General features: G+C 61.9%; 15 protein-coding genes. 9 read left to right on the top strand and 6 right to left on the bottom strand.

Annotated elements, in window-relative coordinates; genetic code table 11:
- The first annotated feature begins 2 nt into the window (after window positions 1-2).
- The 5 genes from K7R21_RS04375 to K7R21_RS04395 all read left to right on the top strand — a co-directional run bounded on the left by K7R21_RS04375 (window position 3) and on the right by K7R21_RS04395 (window position 3,847).
- Window positions 3-920, top strand: a complete 918-nt coding sequence (locus K7R21_RS04375) for a dihydroorotate dehydrogenase (RefSeq protein ID WP_224982065.1) — start codon at window positions 3-5, stop codon at window positions 918-920.
- Window positions 920-1,951, top strand: a complete 1,032-nt coding sequence (locus K7R21_RS04380; RefSeq protein WP_224982066.1) for a KamA family radical SAM protein — start codon at window positions 920-922, stop codon at window positions 1,949-1,951. The genes K7R21_RS04375 and K7R21_RS04380 overlap by 1 nt, the downstream gene beginning before the upstream one ends.
- A gap of 220 nt (window positions 1,952-2,171) precedes the next feature.
- Window positions 2,172-3,080 (top strand): LysR family transcriptional regulator, encoded by a 909-nt coding sequence (locus K7R21_RS04385; RefSeq protein WP_224982067.1) that lies wholly within the window; start codon window positions 2,172-2,174, stop codon window positions 3,078-3,080.
- A 143-nt stretch (window positions 3,081-3,223) separates the two neighbouring features.
- A complete protein-coding gene (locus K7R21_RS04390) occupies window positions 3,224-3,382 on the top strand; it encodes an Sjogren's syndrome/scleroderma autoantigen 1 family protein (RefSeq protein WP_224982068.1) in 159 nt (52 codons plus the stop codon).
- Between the two features lie 72 nt (window positions 3,383-3,454).
- Window positions 3,455-3,847: a TraR/DksA family transcriptional regulator gene (locus K7R21_RS04395; protein WP_224982069.1), complete on the top strand. Its 393-nt coding sequence runs from the start codon at window positions 3,455-3,457 to the stop codon at window positions 3,845-3,847.
- Between the two features lie 139 nt (window positions 3,848-3,986).
- Here K7R21_RS04395 and K7R21_RS04400 read toward each other — a convergent pair whose 3' ends face one another.
- The 3 genes from K7R21_RS04400 to K7R21_RS04410 all read right to left on the bottom strand — a co-directional run bounded on the left by K7R21_RS04400 (window position 3,987) and on the right by K7R21_RS04410 (window position 7,774).
- Window positions 3,987-5,075 carry an AAA family ATPase gene (locus K7R21_RS04400; RefSeq protein ID WP_224982070.1) on the bottom strand — a complete coding sequence of 363 codons (1,089 nt, stop codon included), beginning with the start codon at window positions 5,073-5,075 and terminating at the stop codon, window positions 3,987-3,989.
- 85 nt (window positions 5,076-5,160) lie between these two features.
- Window positions 5,161-7,074 (bottom strand): SpoIIE family protein phosphatase, encoded by a 1,914-nt coding sequence (locus K7R21_RS04405; RefSeq protein WP_224982071.1) that lies wholly within the window; start codon window positions 7,072-7,074, stop codon window positions 5,161-5,163.
- A gap of 127 nt (window positions 7,075-7,201) precedes the next feature.
- The gene (locus K7R21_RS04410; RefSeq protein WP_224982072.1) at window positions 7,202-7,774 is read right to left on the bottom strand and encodes an HD domain-containing protein; all 573 of its coding nucleotides are present in this window, start codon (window positions 7,772-7,774) and stop codon (window positions 7,202-7,204) included.
- Between the two features lie 178 nt (window positions 7,775-7,952).
- Here K7R21_RS04410 and K7R21_RS04415 point away from each other — a divergent pair, with 178 nt between their 5' ends.
- On the top strand, window positions 7,953-9,359 hold the full coding sequence (locus K7R21_RS04415) for a sigma-54-dependent transcriptional regulator (protein WP_224982073.1): 1,407 nt from the start codon (window positions 7,953-7,955) through the stop codon (window positions 9,357-9,359).
- Here K7R21_RS04415 and K7R21_RS04420 read toward each other — a convergent pair.
- Both K7R21_RS04420 and gptM read right to left on the bottom strand, forming a co-directional pair.
- Entirely contained in the window at window positions 9,353-9,520 is a 168-nt protein-coding gene (locus K7R21_RS04420) for a hypothetical protein (protein WP_224982074.1), read from the bottom strand. The two genes, K7R21_RS04415 and K7R21_RS04420, sit on opposite strands and share 7 nt — an antisense overlap.
- A 57-nt stretch (window positions 9,521-9,577) precedes the next feature.
- Window positions 9,578-10,690: a geopeptide radical SAM maturase gene (gene gptM / locus K7R21_RS04425; protein WP_224982075.1), complete on the bottom strand. Its 1,113-nt coding sequence runs from the start codon at window positions 10,688-10,690 to the stop codon at window positions 9,578-9,580.
- Between the two features lie 363 nt (window positions 10,691-11,053).
- Between gptM and K7R21_RS04430 the strand changes: the two genes are divergently transcribed.
- Genes K7R21_RS04430 through K7R21_RS04440 form a run of 3 tightly spaced genes read left to right on the top strand, consistent with a single transcriptional unit; the run spans window position 11,054 to window position 15,346 of the window.
- Window positions 11,054-12,868, top strand: a complete 1,815-nt coding sequence (locus tag K7R21_RS04430) for a TonB-dependent receptor plug domain-containing protein (protein ID WP_224983411.1) — start codon at window positions 11,054-11,056, stop codon at window positions 12,866-12,868.
- A complete protein-coding gene (locus tag K7R21_RS04435; RefSeq protein ID WP_224982076.1) occupies window positions 12,856-13,704 on the top strand; it encodes an ABC transporter substrate-binding protein in 849 nt (282 codons plus the stop codon). The genes K7R21_RS04430 and K7R21_RS04435 overlap by 13 nt, the downstream gene beginning before the upstream one ends.
- Before the next feature lies 1 nt (window position 13,705).
- A complete protein-coding gene (locus K7R21_RS04440) occupies window positions 13,706-15,346 on the top strand; it encodes a sensor histidine kinase (protein ID WP_224982077.1) in 1,641 nt (546 codons plus the stop codon).
- Here the strand turns inward: K7R21_RS04440 and K7R21_RS04445 are convergent.
- Entirely contained in the window at window positions 15,278-15,577 is a 300-nt protein-coding gene (locus tag K7R21_RS04445) for a hypothetical protein (protein WP_224982078.1), read from the bottom strand. The genes K7R21_RS04440 and K7R21_RS04445 overlap by 69 nt on opposite strands.
- Window positions 15,578-15,621: the final 44 nt, after the last annotated feature.

A 15,621-nucleotide genomic window follows, 5' to 3' on the forward strand; every position in this document is an offset into this window, starting at 1 on the left:
CAATGCAACGACCTGACATGTCCGTGGTCCTCGCCGGGATCACGATGCGCAACCCCGTGATGACCGCCTCCGGCACCTTCGGCTACGGCGCCGAGTTCGCCGACTACCTCGACCTGGAAAGTATTGGCGCCATGGTAACCAAGGGGCTCTCCCTGAAACCCAAGGCCGGCAACCCTACCCCGCGCATCGTGGAGACGCCGGGCGGGATGCTCAACGCCATCGGCCTGCAGAACGTGGGCATCGACACCTTCATCGAGCAGAAGCTCCCCTACCTGAAGGACGTGAACACCCCGGTGATCGCGAACCTCTACGGCAACACACTGGAGGAGTACGGCGAAGTCGCCAGCCGCCTGGACGGCTTGGCCGGCGTGGCCGGCATCGAGGTCAACATTTCCTGCCCCAACGTGAAGCAGGGGGGGATCGTGTTCGGCACCGACCCGGGCGCAGCCAAGGAGGTAGTCTCCCTGGTGAAGCGCAATACCTCAAAGCCGCTCATCGTGAAGCTCTCCCCCAACGTGACCGACGTGGTACTCATGGCCAAGGCCTGTGCCGACGCCGGCGCCGACGCGCTCTCGCTTATCAACACGCTGACCGGGATGGCCATCGACCTGGAGCGTCGCCGTCCGGTGCTAGCCAACGTCACTGGCGGCCTCTCCGGCCCGGCCATCAAGCCGGTCGCGCTCCGGATGGTCTGGCAGGTGGCCAAAGCGGTCAAGCTGCCGCTGATCGGCATCGGCGGCATCATGAACGGCCGTGACGCCCTGGAGTTCATGCTGGCCGGCGCCACTGCCGTCCAGGTGGGCACCGCCAGCTTCCTCGATCCCTCCGCTGCCCAGCGCATCGCCCAGGAGATGGAGCAGTATCTGGTCGACAACGGCATCGACAGCGTTCGTTCCCTGATCGGAGCCCTCGAAGTCTAATGGAAGCCTGGGAACACAGCCTCAAGAAATGCATCACCAGCCCGGAGGAGCTTGCCGGGCTTTTTCATGCGCAAGGGGATGATCTCGCCCAGGTGGTACGGCGCTACCCGATGCGCATCACCCCGTACTACCTCGGCTTGATTCGCGAGCCGGGTGACCCGATCTGGCGCCAGTGCGTCCCGGACCCGGCCGAACTGCTCGACCTGACCCAGTCCCCGGACCCGCTGGACGAGGAGCGCCTTTCTCCGGTACCGGGCCTGATCCACCGCTACCCGGACCGGGTGGTGTTCCTGGTCTCCACCGCGTGTGCCGTCTACTGCCGCTTCTGCATGAGGAAGCGGGGGGTAGGGTGCCAGGGGATGAGTCCGGCGCCAGTGGACGAGGCCGTGGCCTACATCGCCTCCCAACCGCAGATCCGGGACGTCATCCTTTCCGGTGGCGACCCGCTGCTCCTTTCCGACGACCGCCTGGACCAGATCCTCGCCGCGCTGCGCCGCATCCCCCACGTCGAAATCATCAGGATCGGCACCCGCGTGCCGGTGACCCTGCCGGAGCGGGTGACCGCGAAGCTCGCGCGCATGCTGAAGCGCCACCAGCCGCTCTACGTCAATACCCACTTCAACCACCCGAGTGAGATCACGGAAGAGTCGGCCCGGGCCTGCGCCCGACTGGCCGACGCCGGCATCCAGCTCGGCAACCAGAGCGTGCTCCTGAAGGGGGTCAACGACGATCCGCAGGTGATGCGCGAGCTGATGCAGCGCCTGTTGGCCATCCGGGTGCGCCCGTACTACATCCACCAGATGGACCTGGTCCAAGGAACCGCTCACTTCCGGACCCGGGTCGCGGACGGTATCACCGTGGTGGCGGCACTGCGCGGCCACACCTCCGGCCTTGCCGTGCCGCACTACGTCATCGACCTCCCGGGTGGCAAGGGGAAGGTCGAGGTCGCCTCGGCTCGCTTCAGTCCCGACGGCAGCCGCCTTTTGGTGCGCAACTACCTTGGCGAAGAGATCGAGTACCGGGAGACCTGACTCCTGCCCGCCAGCTACGTCCCGAGCCGGATGATTCCCCCCATCCGGCTTTTTTGTGCCCTCAATATATTTACCCTCAAGTTGTGTGACAATTGCGTCGATAATTTAGACAGTTGCTTCCCCTGTTGTGCTTTTCCTGGAAAGGGGCCTTGCCTTGCCCGTATGCCGCGTGTTATAAGGGTATGCTTGAATCAGAATTATTATATATAGGTCGAATTGAATGCAGACAGAGTATCTGAAAACGCTGGTGGTGTTAGGCCAGGTGGGAAGCTTTTCCAAGGCTGCGACCGATCTCTCGATCACCCAGTCGGCGGTATCGCAGCGCATCAAGTACTTGGAGGACCATTACGGCTGCCAGTTGGTGGACCGCTCCGGGAAGCTGTTGTTGTTGACCGAGGCCGGCCGGCTCGTGGTGCAACGGGCCGGGCAGATCCTGCTCCTGGAGGCGCAGCTCGCCAACGACCTGAAACTCCGTGGAGAGAAGACGCGTCTCGCTATCTGCTGCACGCCGACCTTCGGCGTGGGCTTCCTGCCGCAGGTGATGGAAAAATTCATGTCCCGCAAGGCCGACAACGTCGATCTCCGTTTCATGTTCCACTCGCTGGATCGCGCCGTAAAGGAGCTCCAGGAAAACGAATTCGACCTGGCGGTGATCGAGCATTGCGAGGCGATAGACGTCCCCGGCTTCGACGTCGTGGAACTTCCGAGTGACCAACTGGTCTTCGTCAGCGCACCCTCCCTGGCAATCCCCGCGGGCGAGGTGGAGCTGGAGCGGCTGTTACACTGCTGCCTCATCGCCCGTAAACCTGAGTGCACCTCGCGACGCCTGCTGGATCTGAACCTTTCGCGCTGTGGCCGCAGCGTCGATGATTTCAAGGCGGTGGTCGTGGTCGACGACCTTCGCCTGGCGCTGGAGACCGTGCTTTCCGGTGGCGGTGTCTCCTTCCTTTCGCGCAGCATCGCCGCCCGCGAACTGGAGGCCGGTCAATTGCTGGCGCACGTCGTTGCCGGATTCGAACAGTCGCGCCGTCGCAGCGTCATCGTGAAGAGTGAGCGCAGGCAGGATCCCGCGGTCATGGAATTTATGAACTGCATCGCCGCCGGTTTTACTGTGGGAGGAGGCTGCTGATCCCTGGCACGTTCCACGGTTGACACACAAAGAATTTCGGGCTTGATTTACCTTGTCAAAAAGAGGGTATTTCAAGCCCTTTTTCGTTTTTACGATATACTTGGGCCTGTTTTGGTCGCAGTCGAACAACCAGAGGAGGCCTTATGAGAAGGGTAGGCGTGGAAGAAGACATCCTGAAGGACAGGCCGGTGGTGGTAAAAGATGCGACGGAGGTGTGTGCCATTTGCGGGTCGCCGCTGCAAAGGGACAAGGAGAGCGGAGAACTTTTCTGTCCGCTGTGCGATATCGAGGATGTTCCCTGATGCTGTAAAATGACCCCTCATGTGGCAGGGCGCCGGTGGCCCCGCAAGGCTTCCCGGTTCTAGGAGGATGACATGCAGGAAAAACTGGAAGGCGATCAGCTTGAATTCAGGAACCTGCTGGCGGAGTACAAGCGCCGGCTTTGGGCCGACCTGCGCGACGAGGTCTTTGCCCAGGCCGGCGAAAATCTGTCGACCCAGTACGACATACCGCAGGATCCCGGTGAGAAGAGCATGCTGGACGTGTTGTCCGATGCCGGCCTTGCCGTGGCCGATATCAGGCGGCAGCAGCTTACCGCGCTTGAGGAGGCACAGCAGCGCGTGGAACTAGGGACCTACGGCACATGCGAGGGGTGCGGGCAGCCGATTGGTTTGCCGCGGCTGAAGCTGATGCCCTTTACCGCGTACTGTGTCGAGTGCCAGAAGGAGCAGGAGCTGCCGGGGAGGCCACCGGGAACCAAGATCTAGAGACAGCGACTAGAAGGGACTATGGGCTAGGGAAAGGCGTAAAGGTGAGGGCGTAGGGGACTGGTACAGGCAGGGGCGGGGACTAGGGACGTGGGCTTGTGATTACTAGCCCCCAGCCTCTAGCCCCTGGCCCCTTTTTTTATAACAGTGCGTCGATGGCCTCGAAGTCCACGTCGCGCTCGGCGTTGGCCATGATCCAGTTCAATTTCTCCTGGTCCTCGTAGGTGATCTTGGCAACGTCGTCGGAAAGCGCGGTGAAAACTTCGGCCGTGGTTTCCTCCACCCGGATGTAGGGGATGTGCGAGTCGTGCAGGATCTGCTGGGTCACCTCGGAGACCGGCGCATGGCCGGAAATGACCAGGCCGGCGATCTTCTCATTGTACGCGGGGATGTGGTACAGCGAGGACAGCGTCACGATCAGTTCGTCGCGGGAACTGGTCACGATCATCAATGTGGAGTCGAGCAACCCGTCGACTACGCGCTGTGACGAGGCGGCACCCAATTGGATGTTGTGAATGATCCGGCTCTTCTGGTTCATGTCACCCTGCAGCGGCAGGTCAAAAAGCTTGGATATGTGGCTGAGGGTCGGGTTGGCCAGGATGGGGGAATAGTTGAAACCGGCGATCACCTTGACCTGCGGTTCAAAGGCCCTTTTAAGGTACTTGGTGGTGACGTCCTTCTTGTTCGGGAGCATCTTGTTGACGATGATCCCTCTCACGTCGGCCCCTTCGCGTTCGTACAGGGCCAGGTTCAGATGCACCGCATCGATGACCTTGCCGATGCCGCTTTCGCTGACGATCACGACCGGCGCGCCGATCAGCTTGGCCACCTTGGCGTTGGACAACCCGATGACCGCCCCTACGCCGCCATGGCCGGCCCCCTCTATGATCAGGAAGTCGTATTTCGTTTCCAGTTCCCGGAGCGCATCGAGGATGCAGTCCGACAGGGAGAGATCGTCCAGCTTTCCCGTGAGGTAATCCTTGGTGAAATCCCGGTACAGCGCCACCGGCGACATTAGCGCGATGTCCTCTTCCAGACCGAAAGCCTTGGCCATGAGCAGGGCATCCATGTCCACCATGAAATCGTCGTAGAGCAGCACCTTGGGGCCGAACGGCTTTACGAAGCCGACCCGCTGGTACTTCTTCCTGGCCTGGTGCATGAGCGAAATGCTGATGGTCGTCTTGCCACAGTTTTGTCCGGTCGCCGCAACGAAGATCTTTTTCGCCATGTGCACCCCTTTGTTTGGAATGGCGTATGTTTACACCATCTCGGAGCGTGCCGTCAAGAAAAGTAATACGGGGAGGGGGTGTGGGTCACGGGAGGAATTTGAGCAGGAGCATCGAGATGTCGTCGTCGAAGGTGGTATTGCCGGTAAAGGCACGTAGTGCGTCGAGCACGGCGTCGATGATGGCTGCCGAGGTCTTGCGGTGTTCGCGGGCCAGCACCCCCTTGAGTCGCTGCACTCCGAAGAGTTCCCCGGAGGGGCTCTGGGTCTCGGTGATGCCGTCGGTGTAGAGCAGCAGCAGGTCACCCCTTTCCACCTGCATGGCCGGTTCGTCGAAGGCGACCCGGCGCTGTACCCCAAGGATCAGCCCCTCTGCGTCCAACTCGAAGAAGCGCTCCTCCTCGGGGCGGTAGAGCAGGGGCGGAGGATGGCCGGCATTACTGTAGCGCAGTCTCCCCGAGGTCCTGTGGTAGCTCAGGTAGGACATGGTGATGAACAGTTCGGCGCGGGAGAGGTCGTCGTGCAGGATCTCGTTCAGGGCGGCGACCACCTGGGCCGGGCCGTCCAGGGCCGGCATCTGGGCCCGCAGCACGCTGCGCGTCTCGACCATGATCAGGGCCGCCCCGACGCTGTGTCCTGAGACGTCCGCGATGACTAGGTCGAGCCGTTCGCCGTGGAGCAGGATGTCGTAGTAGTCGCCGCCGATGTGGCTGGCGGGGACGCAGCGCCCGGCGCAGTCGATGCCGGTCAGAAGCGGCGGGGCGGCGGGAAGCAGCGACAGTTGGATCTGCCTGGCGATCTCCATCTCCTTGTGCATGCTGGTGTTTTGCAAAAGGGCGTGTTCCGCGTGCTTGCGCTCGGTGATGTCCTGCTTGATGCAGATGAAGTGCCTGATCTGGCCGTCCTGGTCCAGGACCGGCGTGATGGTCTGCTCCTCCGGGTAGAGTTCGCCGTTTTTGCGCCGGTTCACCAACTCGCCGTGCCAGATCTTGCCCGCCATGATGGTGGCCCAAAGGTCCTGGTACAGCCCCGGGTCCTGCCGGTCGGATTTCAGAAAGCTTAAATCGCGGCCGACTGCTTCCTCCGGCGAGTAGCCGGTCATCCTGGTGAAGGCTTCGTTGACCGAGAGCACCACGCCGTTGTTGTCGGTGATGACGATGGCGTTGGCCGCCGCTTCCAGGGCGGCGCTTTGCACCCGCAGCGATTCCTCGGCCTGCTTGCGCTCCGAGATGTCGGAGATCAGGCCGTCGTAGGCGATCAGATCCCCCTGTTCGCTGTAACGCGGCACCACCGTGTTGATGACCCAGCGCAGCGAGCCGTCCTTGTGCCGGATTCGGTGCTCGACCGAGGGGATTTCCTTGCCGGCGCGCAACTCCTCGGTCAGGCTGGTCACGGCGGGGCGGTCCTCCTCGTGGATCATCTGGTACCACAGGAAGGGGTTTTGCTGGTATTCCTCGTCGCTGTAGCCGGTGACCGAGAGGCAGCCCGGCCCGTGCGAGGTGCGGGTCACGTTGCCTTCGCTGATGGTGACCGTGTAGATGTAGTCGGTGACTGCGGCCACGAGCCGCTTGTAGCGCCGCTCGCTTCTCACCAGCGCCGCTTCCGCCTCGCGCTTCTTGCGCCGCACCTGCGCTTCCTGCATCTCGCGCTCGATGGCCGGGATCAGGCGCGAGGTATTCCCCTTGATCAGGTAGTCGTTGGCCCCTTCCTTCATGGCTCCCACTGCTGTGTCTTCGCCGATCTTGCCGGAGACGATGATGAAGGGAATGTCCAGACCGGATTCGCGCAGCACCTGCAGGGCTTCCAGTCCGGTGAAGCCGGGGAGCACGTAGTCGGAGACCACCAGGTCCCAGTTCTCCTCCTCCAGCGCCTTGCGCATGGCCTCGGCGGTCTCGACCCGTCTGGAGACCGGCGCGTAGTTGCCGCGGCGCAACTCGAAGATGAGGAGCAGGGCGTCGTCCTCGGAGTCTTCCACAATAAGCACGCGGAGCGGTTTACCCATGAAAACACCTACCGTGGCAAGCACATGATCGGTCGGGGGGGGAGTCTGTGCCCTATGCCTGAAAATGCTTAGTGAGGCTGGGCGCTTACAGTATAGCACACTTCGTTGGCCGGAAAGGGACGGGGAGCTAATTAGATGGGGCGGGGGAGACGTCGTCCAGGCTGAAGTCGCGCAGCCAGCTCTCGAAGATGCGCACCTTCTCCTGCCCGAAGCGCAGCAGGTCGGACCGGACCTGGTCCGTGCTCTTCTCCCGGTCCAGTTCGCCACCTTTCTTGGAGTAGAACAGGTCAGCCAGGGCCACGATGCGCTCGCAGTCAGTGACCGGGGTCATCTCGCGCAGCGGCAGGCGCAGCTTCTGGTCAATTATGTCGCGGGCGGTAAGGCCGACGCCGATGTGGCGCTCGCAGACCAGGGCGTGCTGCGGCAGTCCCTCGGAGTCCAGCATTTGCCGACCGATGACGCCGTGGCAGATGTAGGGTGCCTTGCCGAAGCAGTTAAGTTTGGGGGAATAGGTGCGGGCGACGCCAATGTCGTGCAAGAGGGCAGCCTCCTCGATGAAGGCTAACTCCACATCACTGCGGCCGGCGCGCTCGGCAATGGCCAGCGCCTTGTCGGCGACCCTGCGGCTGTGCCGGTAGACGATCTCCAGCCCCTGTTCGTTGTTGTGGTAGTACTTCTCAAGGAGAACTCTCGGGTTCAAGACATGCCTCCAATGCATGGTGTCGGATCAAGGGTATAGATTATGCCGATTCTTGCCCTGATTGCAACAGTTCCCATTTCAGCATTTTTGAACCCCGTCCAAGAAACAGTTGAATATCGGCACGCGAATGGCTATGATGTGAATCCTTTAAGTAGACACTTCTATTCCGGATGGTGCGATGACAGCCACAATGACCACACAACAACACACGCTGCTCGTGGACGACGAGCCGGGGATCCTCACCGAGGTGTCACTGCTGCTCGCTTCGAGCGACATACCCGGGGTCGCTACCATCTCCGACAGTCGGCAGGTGCTCCGCTACGTACGGGAGCACAAGGTGAACGCGGTGATCCTGGACTGGGTCATGCCCAACGTTACCGGCGCGGAGATCCTGCAGAGCCTGACCGTGGAGCATCCGGAAATACCTGTCATCGTGATGACCGCCATGGGCGACGTGGAGACGGCGGTGACCTGCATGCGCCAGGGGGCCTTCGACTTCCTCACCAAGCCGGTCGACCCCAACCGCCTGGTGGCCAGCGTCAAGAAGGCGCTCCAGGTAAGCGAACTGGGGCAGCAAAACAGAAAGCTCAAGGACTACCTGCTGGCGGACACCCTGGGCAACCCGGACGCCTTCGCCGGGATCATCACCACCTCCAAGAAGATGCGCGGCATCTTCCAGTACATCGAAGCCATCGCGAGTTCGAGGCTCCCGGTCCTGATCACCGGCGAGACCGGTGTGGGCAAGGAGTTGCTGGCGCGCGCGGTGCACGACGTTTCCGGCGTCCCCGGGCCGTTCATCTCGCTTAACGCCGCGGGGCTCGACGACTTCATGTTCTCCGACACCCTCTTCGGCCACAAGAAGGGGGCCTTCACCGGCGCAGACAGCAAGCGCGACGGCCTGATCAGCGCCGCCGCCGGCGGGACCCTGTTCCTGGACGAGATCGGTGACCTGAACCTCGCCTCCCAGATCAAGCTATTGCGGCTTTTGCAGGAGAGGGAGTACTACCGGCTCGGTTCAGACCTCCTGCTCAAAAGCGACGCCCGCATCGTGGCTGCCTCTAACATGGACTTCTCCGCCCTGCGCACCGCGGGTAGCTTCAGAAACGACCTTTACTTCCGCCTGTGCGCCCACGAGTTCCGGGTGCCCCCCTTGCGGGAGCGCCTGGAGGACATGGAGGCGCTGGTGGATTACTTCGTGGAGCAGATCGCGGCGCAGCAGGGAAAGCCTGCCCCCAAGGTGCCGCAGACGGTGATCGACGCACTGCAGCAGTGCCGTTTCCCGGGCAACGTGCGCGAGCTGTACAACATGGTGCACCACGCCGTTACCTGCAACGAGGGGGCACCGCTGTCGGTGGCCGACTTCCCCGGAGTGGCCGCGGTGCCGGTGCGGGGGGCGCAGCCGGTCGACTGCGGCGGCAACCCGTTATTTGGACTGTTCGGGAAATTTCCGACCGTGGTGCAAGTGGAGGAGTACCTGATTGCCGAGGCCATGAAACTGACCAGCGGCAACCAGACCCAGGCGGCGGAACTGTTGGGGCTCACCAGGCCGACGCTGAACAAGAGGCTGAAGCAGGAGCGTCAGTAGGGGGGCGGTGCTGCCTGGGTGGGAGCGCCTTGTGCGGCACCCTGTTTCCTACGGGCGAGGTAGGTGAGATCTTGCAGCACGGTCTGTTCCAGGACGGCGTCGTAGAATTTGCGGCGGCAGTCCACCTCGGTCAGCTCCTTGCTCTCCAGCTTGGTCATCATGCGGCAGCCGCCGAAACAAAGCGGCAGGTAGCTGCACTCCAGGCAGGCATCGATCTGTCAGTTACCGATGCCGTGGGAACTGCGGAAGTCCTGCAACCCCTCAGTCAGGCTGCCCACGCTCATCCCTTCCCACCCCATGAATGCCGGACACTTGTAGAACTTCCCGGTGCAGTCGATCACCAACGAGTTATCCAGTTCCACGATGCAGGCTGACGGTTTGAGGGTAGGGACACGGTATCCCCGGGCCAAGGTGGCTTCGCGCAGGTAGGGGGCCGCCTCCATGAGCCACGGTTCCTCGGACATGGCGCAGCCGGAGTTGAAGTCCGAACATCCGGACGCGGCGACCACGGGCGTGAACATGACCACGGCGAGCTTGTCGGGCGTAATGCCGTAAAGGGGGAGCTGGTCCAGCATGCGGGGGAATTCACGGTAGTTTTCTTGCTTGAAGTTGCCTCCGAGCTGGATTGAGATGAGGCTGCAAACCTGGGCCAAGTTGCTGGCTATGACGTCGAAACTTCCAGCCCCGGAGGCGTAGGGACGCTGGGCGTCGTGAATCTCCGGGGGGCCGTCCAGGGTGAACTTGGCGCCCTGCAGCCCGAGGGGGAGCAACTGCAGCGCGACGTCGCGGGTCAGTAAGGTGCCGTTGGTGACCAGGCTGAAGGCGTACCTGACGCCGTGGCTTTGGGCCGCGGCACCCAGTTGCTGGGAGATGCGCACGATCAGGTCCAGCGACAGCAGCGGTTCGCCGCCGTAGAAGGAAACTGTGACATCCCATCCCCGCGCCATCCTGTCCCGCACCAGGGTCTCTACCAAGAGGTCCGCAGTGTCTTCCGACATGTAGTGCCCGCAGCGGAATTCCCCTTCGAAGCAGTAGCCGCAGTCGAGGTTGCAGTCCAGGTTCAGCACCACCGAGACCTTGAAGTGGCGCGTCTCACCGTTGACGCGCTCGATGAGGCTGCGCATCTGTTCCTTTTCCGCGTCGGGATCCTCCACCAGCATGCCCAGACGCTGCAGCGCCTCGCCCCCCCCAAGGGGCACGATACCCTCACGCAGTGCAGCCAGCGTTTCCGCGGAGACGGCCACGACTGAGCCGCGCAGGGTGGAATAGAGAATAAAATGATCGGGACGGTCGGGGGAGGGGAAGATCTTCAGGTAGCGTGAGAGTTGCATGGAGCTGTTACCTTTTCTTTGCTGTCATTGCGGCAGGACTGACGTCTGAACGGTGGCACCGGGCGACTCGCCTTCCTCAGTGAGGAAGGCGAGACATGTCAGGTGTTAGAGGGTACCGATATACATGTACATGTAGAAGCAGCACCCAAACGACTCAGTTACCGCCATGTTGTTGCCCTCGTCAAGAATCTCAACTGCCAAATTTTCCTGTGTCATTGCGATCTCCCCCTTTGGTGTGTTTTAATTGTTTGGACATTTCTAATCGGCTGTGTTAAGTTAACACATGTTTAATTGGACCGCAATAATAAATTTGATTTTTTTTATGAAGGGGGCATAGTGAGAAAGAGGTCGGCATTCTTGTCAGTGTGCACCGCAGTCCTGCCGATGCTGCTGACTGTGACACTCTGCCTGCTGACAGTAACTCCTGCACGAGGTGATGATGACCTGACCTCTTTGGAGCTATTCAACGGCGCGGAGGGCGAACTCGTTTCAGCGACCCGTTCGCCGCGCCCCGCCTCGCAAACGGCGGAAAACATTACCGTGGTTACGGGGGACGAAATCGCGGCCCTCAACGCCCATACCCTGCCCGACATTCTCTATGCTGTCACCGGGATCCAACTGGAAACCAACCGCACCCCCGGGACCAGCACCAACATCGAAATACAGGGCTCCGACTTTGACCACGTGCTGGTCCTGGTCGATAACGTCCCCATCAACAACCTCTCCGATAATTTCCCCGACCTGAGCTCGATACCGGCGCGCATCATAGACCGGATCGAGATCGTCAAGGGCGCCGCTTCCAGCTCCTGGGGGAGTTCACTGGGCGGCGTCATCAACGTGATCACCAAGTTGCCGCAGCAAGACCGCCCCATCGACGGCACCGTCTCGGCCTCCTACGGGACCAGGGACACCGTTGACGGGCGGGTCGAAGTTACCGGTACGGTGGACCGGTTCGGCTACTACCTCACCGGAGGCAAATTGCGCTCCGACGGGCTGCGGCGCAACAACCAGTCCGATCTTGAGAGCCTGTACGGCAAGCTGCGCTATGAGCTTCCGGTTCGCGGCGCGCTCACCCTTTCCACCCTCTACACCGCCAGGGCATCCGGCATGTTCAGCGTCCCCGGCGGTGGGGGGAGCCCCAGCGTCGACGTCAGCGATCGCAACCGGGAGCTGATATCCTCGCTTGCCCTGCTGTTGCCCCTGGATAACCGGTTTGTCTTGGACGCTTCCCTGAGAACCCGTCAGAGCAACGCGGAAATGGTCGGCAGAATCGGCCTGCCGTCGGGGCCCCTGCAGCAAACCACCCAGGAGGATGACGATAGCACCGGAGGGAGCCTGAAAGTCTCCTGGCAGGGTGGCTGGCAGCTCATCGTGGCAGGGATGGACTACGATCACGTCAAGGTGGCCCTGCGCTCCGGGCAGTTCCCCGGCGAGGAAGTCAGGAGCGCCGACCGGCGTGGTGTCTACCTGAACGACACCTTCACTGTCGGTAACGTCGCCATAACTCCGAGTGCCCGCTTCGACTGGACCGGATTCGGCGGCAACCGCTTCAGTCCCAGCTTCGGCATCACCTACGCATTGACCGAGAACAGCCTTGTGCGCGGCTATACCGCACGTGGCTACAGTCTCACCTCCTTGAATCGTGCTGATTCGACGGAGAAGGTGTGGACCTCTCAGGTGGGTTTCGAGTCGGGGGACGTTCCCTACCTGTGGCTCAAAGCCACCCTGTTCAGGAACGATACCTGGGACGTTCTCACCAACGAGGCCCCGGTGATCAAAAAGCGGCAGCTCAAGCACGGTGCCGAATTCGAGCTGCGCACGGTGCCCGTCTACAACACCTCCTTTACCACCGGCTACACCTATATTCGCAGCAACGAGGCCGGGACCGTTCTCCAGTCGGTGCCCAGACACACCCTAAAACTCGGGGTGCATTACAGGGATCCGTCACGGTTACAGGCGCAGCTGGTCGGCAACTATATCGACTGGCAAGGCGGTCAGGGCAGGAGCAACGGGATACTGTGGGATCTGCACCTCAGTAAGACCTTCGAGTACTCCGAGTTCGGCTCGATAGAACTCTTTGGCTCAGTAAGGAACATCTTCGACAACAAGCAGTACGTCCTCGACTTCTACGAGAACGCCGGGCGCTGGGCTGAGGTGGGGGTAAGATGTCACTTCTGAGACTCCTGCTCCTGGTGTTCTTCACTCTGGCGCCCACGCTGGCCCTGGCCTACGACGTGCTGCTGCTGCAGTCCATGCACGATAAGGGATACGACGAGGCGGTACGCGGCTTCAAGCGCGATTACCGCGGCTCGGTGCGGCGCATCGTGCTAACCGACTACGTCGAACTTGACCTGACCCGAATCAACCGCGAGGAACACCCGAAACTGATCGTCGCGGTCGGCGACCGCGCCCTGGACCTGGCGCAAAAGCAGCACGCCACGCCGGTGATTTACATGATGGCCCTGAACGCCAAGCCGCACCGCGTCGCGGGCGGGGTCACCATGCTGCTTGACCCGGGCAAGTACCTCTCGGTTTTGGAGGCATTGGGGTGCGAACGGGTGGGCGTGCTCTACGACCCGGCCCGAAGCGGCGCCTACGTCAAGCGCGCCGTTACCCTGGCCGCACGCAGCCGGGTCAAGCTGGTGCTGCGCGAGGTGCACGCTCCAAAGGAGACGCCGGCCATGCTCGCCTCGCTGAAGGGGAAGGTGGACGCGCTCTGGATGCTTCCGGACACGACGGCGGTGTCCCCGGTTTCCACCGAGGCCTTCTTCCTCTTTTCCCAGGCGGAACGGGTGCCGGTGGTCACCTTCGCCGACGTCTACCTCTCCATGGGGGGAGCGGTCGCGCTGACCATCGACCGCCACGACATAGGCAGACAGCTGGCCGAACTGGCCCAGAACGTGCTGGACGGGGGGCAGCTGGAAGAGTCGGGGGCCCCCCCGCGCAAGGTGGTCACCAGGACCAACGAGGGGGTGGTGCGCCAGTTGAAACTGAACCCCCTGGCGGGGCACTGACATGAAAAGAAGAAAACTGCGACTGCCTCCCTACACCAAGAGCTTCCGGTTCCGGCTCTACCTGATCTTCACCGGTACCATAGCGCTATTGACCGCCGCCTTCGTCACCTTCTATGTTTTGACCGAGTTGAACGCCTACCGCTCCAACATGGAGCGGGAGGGAAAGCTTCTGGCGACCATCTTGGCCCAGAACGCGCGCCTGCCGCTCTTCGCGGAGAACCGCGACGCGCTGGGCGTACTGGCCGAGGGGACGGCACGCTACCCCTCGGTACTTTCTGTCTCGATCGTGGACCGGGAAGGGAGGCTCTTGGCCCAGCAGGTAAAGTCGCAGTCGGTCGACGGTGACGTGATCGACATGCAGGTCCCCATCAGTTCCCCAAGCGGTGTCCTTTCGCCGGAGTCGGCGCTTTTGGGGCAGCCCCAGGGGAGCGAGCAGCGCGTCATCGGCGAGGTGCGCCTGAAGCTGGACACGACCGGGGCGCGGGAGCGGCTGGTCACCTTGGTGGTTGCCTCGCTGGCCATCGGAACCCTGTTCTGGATCCTGGTTTCCCTGTTGTGCTACCAGATCCTGAAAAGGGTCACCAACTCCTTCAACCTGCTCCTGGGCGGCATCGAGAAGATCGGCAACGGCACCCTCTCCGCTCGGGTGGATCTGGATGGAGACGACGAACTGGGGCGCGCCGCCAACGCCATCAACGCCATGGCCGCCTCACTGGAGCTGCGCGAACTGGAAAACCAGGCGTTGCAGGATGAACTACTGCGCGCCATGCGGCTGGAGGTGCAGGAGGAGAAGAAACGGGTCATGGCGCGGTTGATCCAGACCAACAAGATGACCTCGCTGGGGCTGCTCCTTTCCTCCATGGCGCACGAGATAAACAACCCCAACGCCTCGATTCGTTTTTCGGGGCACATGATCGGCAAGATGCTCACCGATGCTCTGCCCCTTCTGGATGGTGTATGGCAGGAAGAAGGAGAGTTCTACCTGGGTGGGGTGCCGTACCAGAAGGCGCGGCTGGTGCTCACGGAAAATGCCGGAAAGATCGTCGAGAATTCTGAGCGCATCGCCCAGGTAGTGCAGGGACTGCGCGATTACGGGGTGGGGGGAGGGGGACAGTTGCGCCAGCGGCTGGAGATCAACAGCGCCGTCTCGGCGGCCCTGTCGGTGCTGGCCTGCCAGATGAAACGGGACGTTCAGCTACACACATCCCTGGGGACCTCGATCCCTACCGTCGCCGGGAGCCAGCAGCAGATCGAGCAGGTGCTCATCAACCTGATCCTCAACGCCATGCAGTCCTGTGCCGGCCGCAGCGGCGAGGTTCATCTCAGCACCCGCCACGACGTCGCCACGGGGGAGGTGCTGGTCGAGGTGCGCGATAACGGGGTCGGCATCGCTCCGGAGACCAAGGAGCGGTTGTTCGAGCCTTTTTATTCCACCAAGCTGGAACTGGGCGGCAGCGGGCTTGGGCTGTACATTTCGCAGTTCATCGTGTCCGAGCACGGTGGCCGGCTACAGCTCGACTCCACGCTCGGCAAGGGGACCGTGGCGACCGTGGTGCTGCCGGTCGCCCCTGCCTCAGTGGTGGACATGCTCCCCGCCCAGCTCGGTCAGCATCCCGCCGATTCTCTCCATCAGGTCCGTTAGCGCATCCCCCTGAGACCCTTCACCGCAGATCCTGCGCATCTGGTTCAATAGCCCCTCGAAGACATCCTCCCCGCACGCCCCCGTAACCATGTCGTTGGTTAAGCGGTCGTTCAAAAGCAGGCGCTTCATTTGGATCAGCTGTATCTCCACGCGCAGTTTCTTGATGGTGGGCAGGTCGCTTTGCTTGAGCAGTTGGAGACACTGGTTGATGATGCTGTACTGGTGGTCCATGGTTTTCTCCCCATTGCATTGACATTGAAACACCAGACGGTATT

This window comes from Geomonas agri (assembly GCF_020179605.1).
Classification (GTDB): Bacteria; Desulfobacterota; Desulfuromonadia; order Geobacterales; family Geobacteraceae; genus Geomonas; species Geomonas agri.

Excerpts from the sequence above, each read along its gene's own strand:
- K7R21_RS04380 (WP_224982066.1), top strand. The coding sequence starts at position 920 with ATGGAAGCCTGGGAACACAGCCTCAAGAAATGCATCACCAGCCCGGAG.
- K7R21_RS04435 (WP_224982076.1), top strand. The coding sequence starts at position 12,856 with ATGTCACTTCTGAGACTCCTGCTCCTGGTGTTCTTCACTCTGGCGCCC.
- K7R21_RS04400 (WP_224982070.1), bottom strand. The coding sequence starts at position 5,075 with ATGGCGAAAAAGATCTTCGTTGCGGCGACCGGACAAAACTGTGGCAAG.
- K7R21_RS04420 (WP_224982074.1), bottom strand. The coding sequence starts at position 9,520 with ATGATGACCAAGCTGGAGAGCAAGGAGCTGACCGAGGTGGACTGCCGC.
- K7R21_RS04375 (WP_224982065.1), top strand. The coding sequence starts at position 3 with ATGCAACGACCTGACATGTCCGTGGTCCTCGCCGGGATCACGATGCGC.
- K7R21_RS04415 (WP_224982073.1), top strand. The coding sequence starts at position 7,953 with ATGACAGCCACAATGACCACACAACAACACACGCTGCTCGTGGACGAC.
- gptM (WP_224982075.1), bottom strand. The coding sequence starts at position 10,690 with ATGCAACTCTCACGCTACCTGAAGATCTTCCCCTCCCCCGACCGTCCC.
- K7R21_RS04445 (WP_224982078.1), bottom strand. The coding sequence starts at position 15,577 with ATGGACCACCAGTACAGCATCATCAACCAGTGTCTCCAACTGCTCAAG.
- K7R21_RS04390 (WP_224982068.1), top strand. The coding sequence starts at position 3,224 with ATGAGAAGGGTAGGCGTGGAAGAAGACATCCTGAAGGACAGGCCGGTG.
- K7R21_RS04395 (WP_224982069.1), top strand. The coding sequence starts at position 3,455 with ATGCAGGAAAAACTGGAAGGCGATCAGCTTGAATTCAGGAACCTGCTG.
- K7R21_RS04440 (WP_224982077.1), top strand. The coding sequence starts at position 13,706 with ATGAAAAGAAGAAAACTGCGACTGCCTCCCTACACCAAGAGCTTCCGG.
- K7R21_RS04405 (WP_224982071.1), bottom strand. The coding sequence starts at position 7,074 with ATGGGTAAACCGCTCCGCGTGCTTATTGTGGAAGACTCCGAGGACGAC.
- K7R21_RS04385 (WP_224982067.1), top strand. The coding sequence starts at position 2,172 with ATGCAGACAGAGTATCTGAAAACGCTGGTGGTGTTAGGCCAGGTGGGA.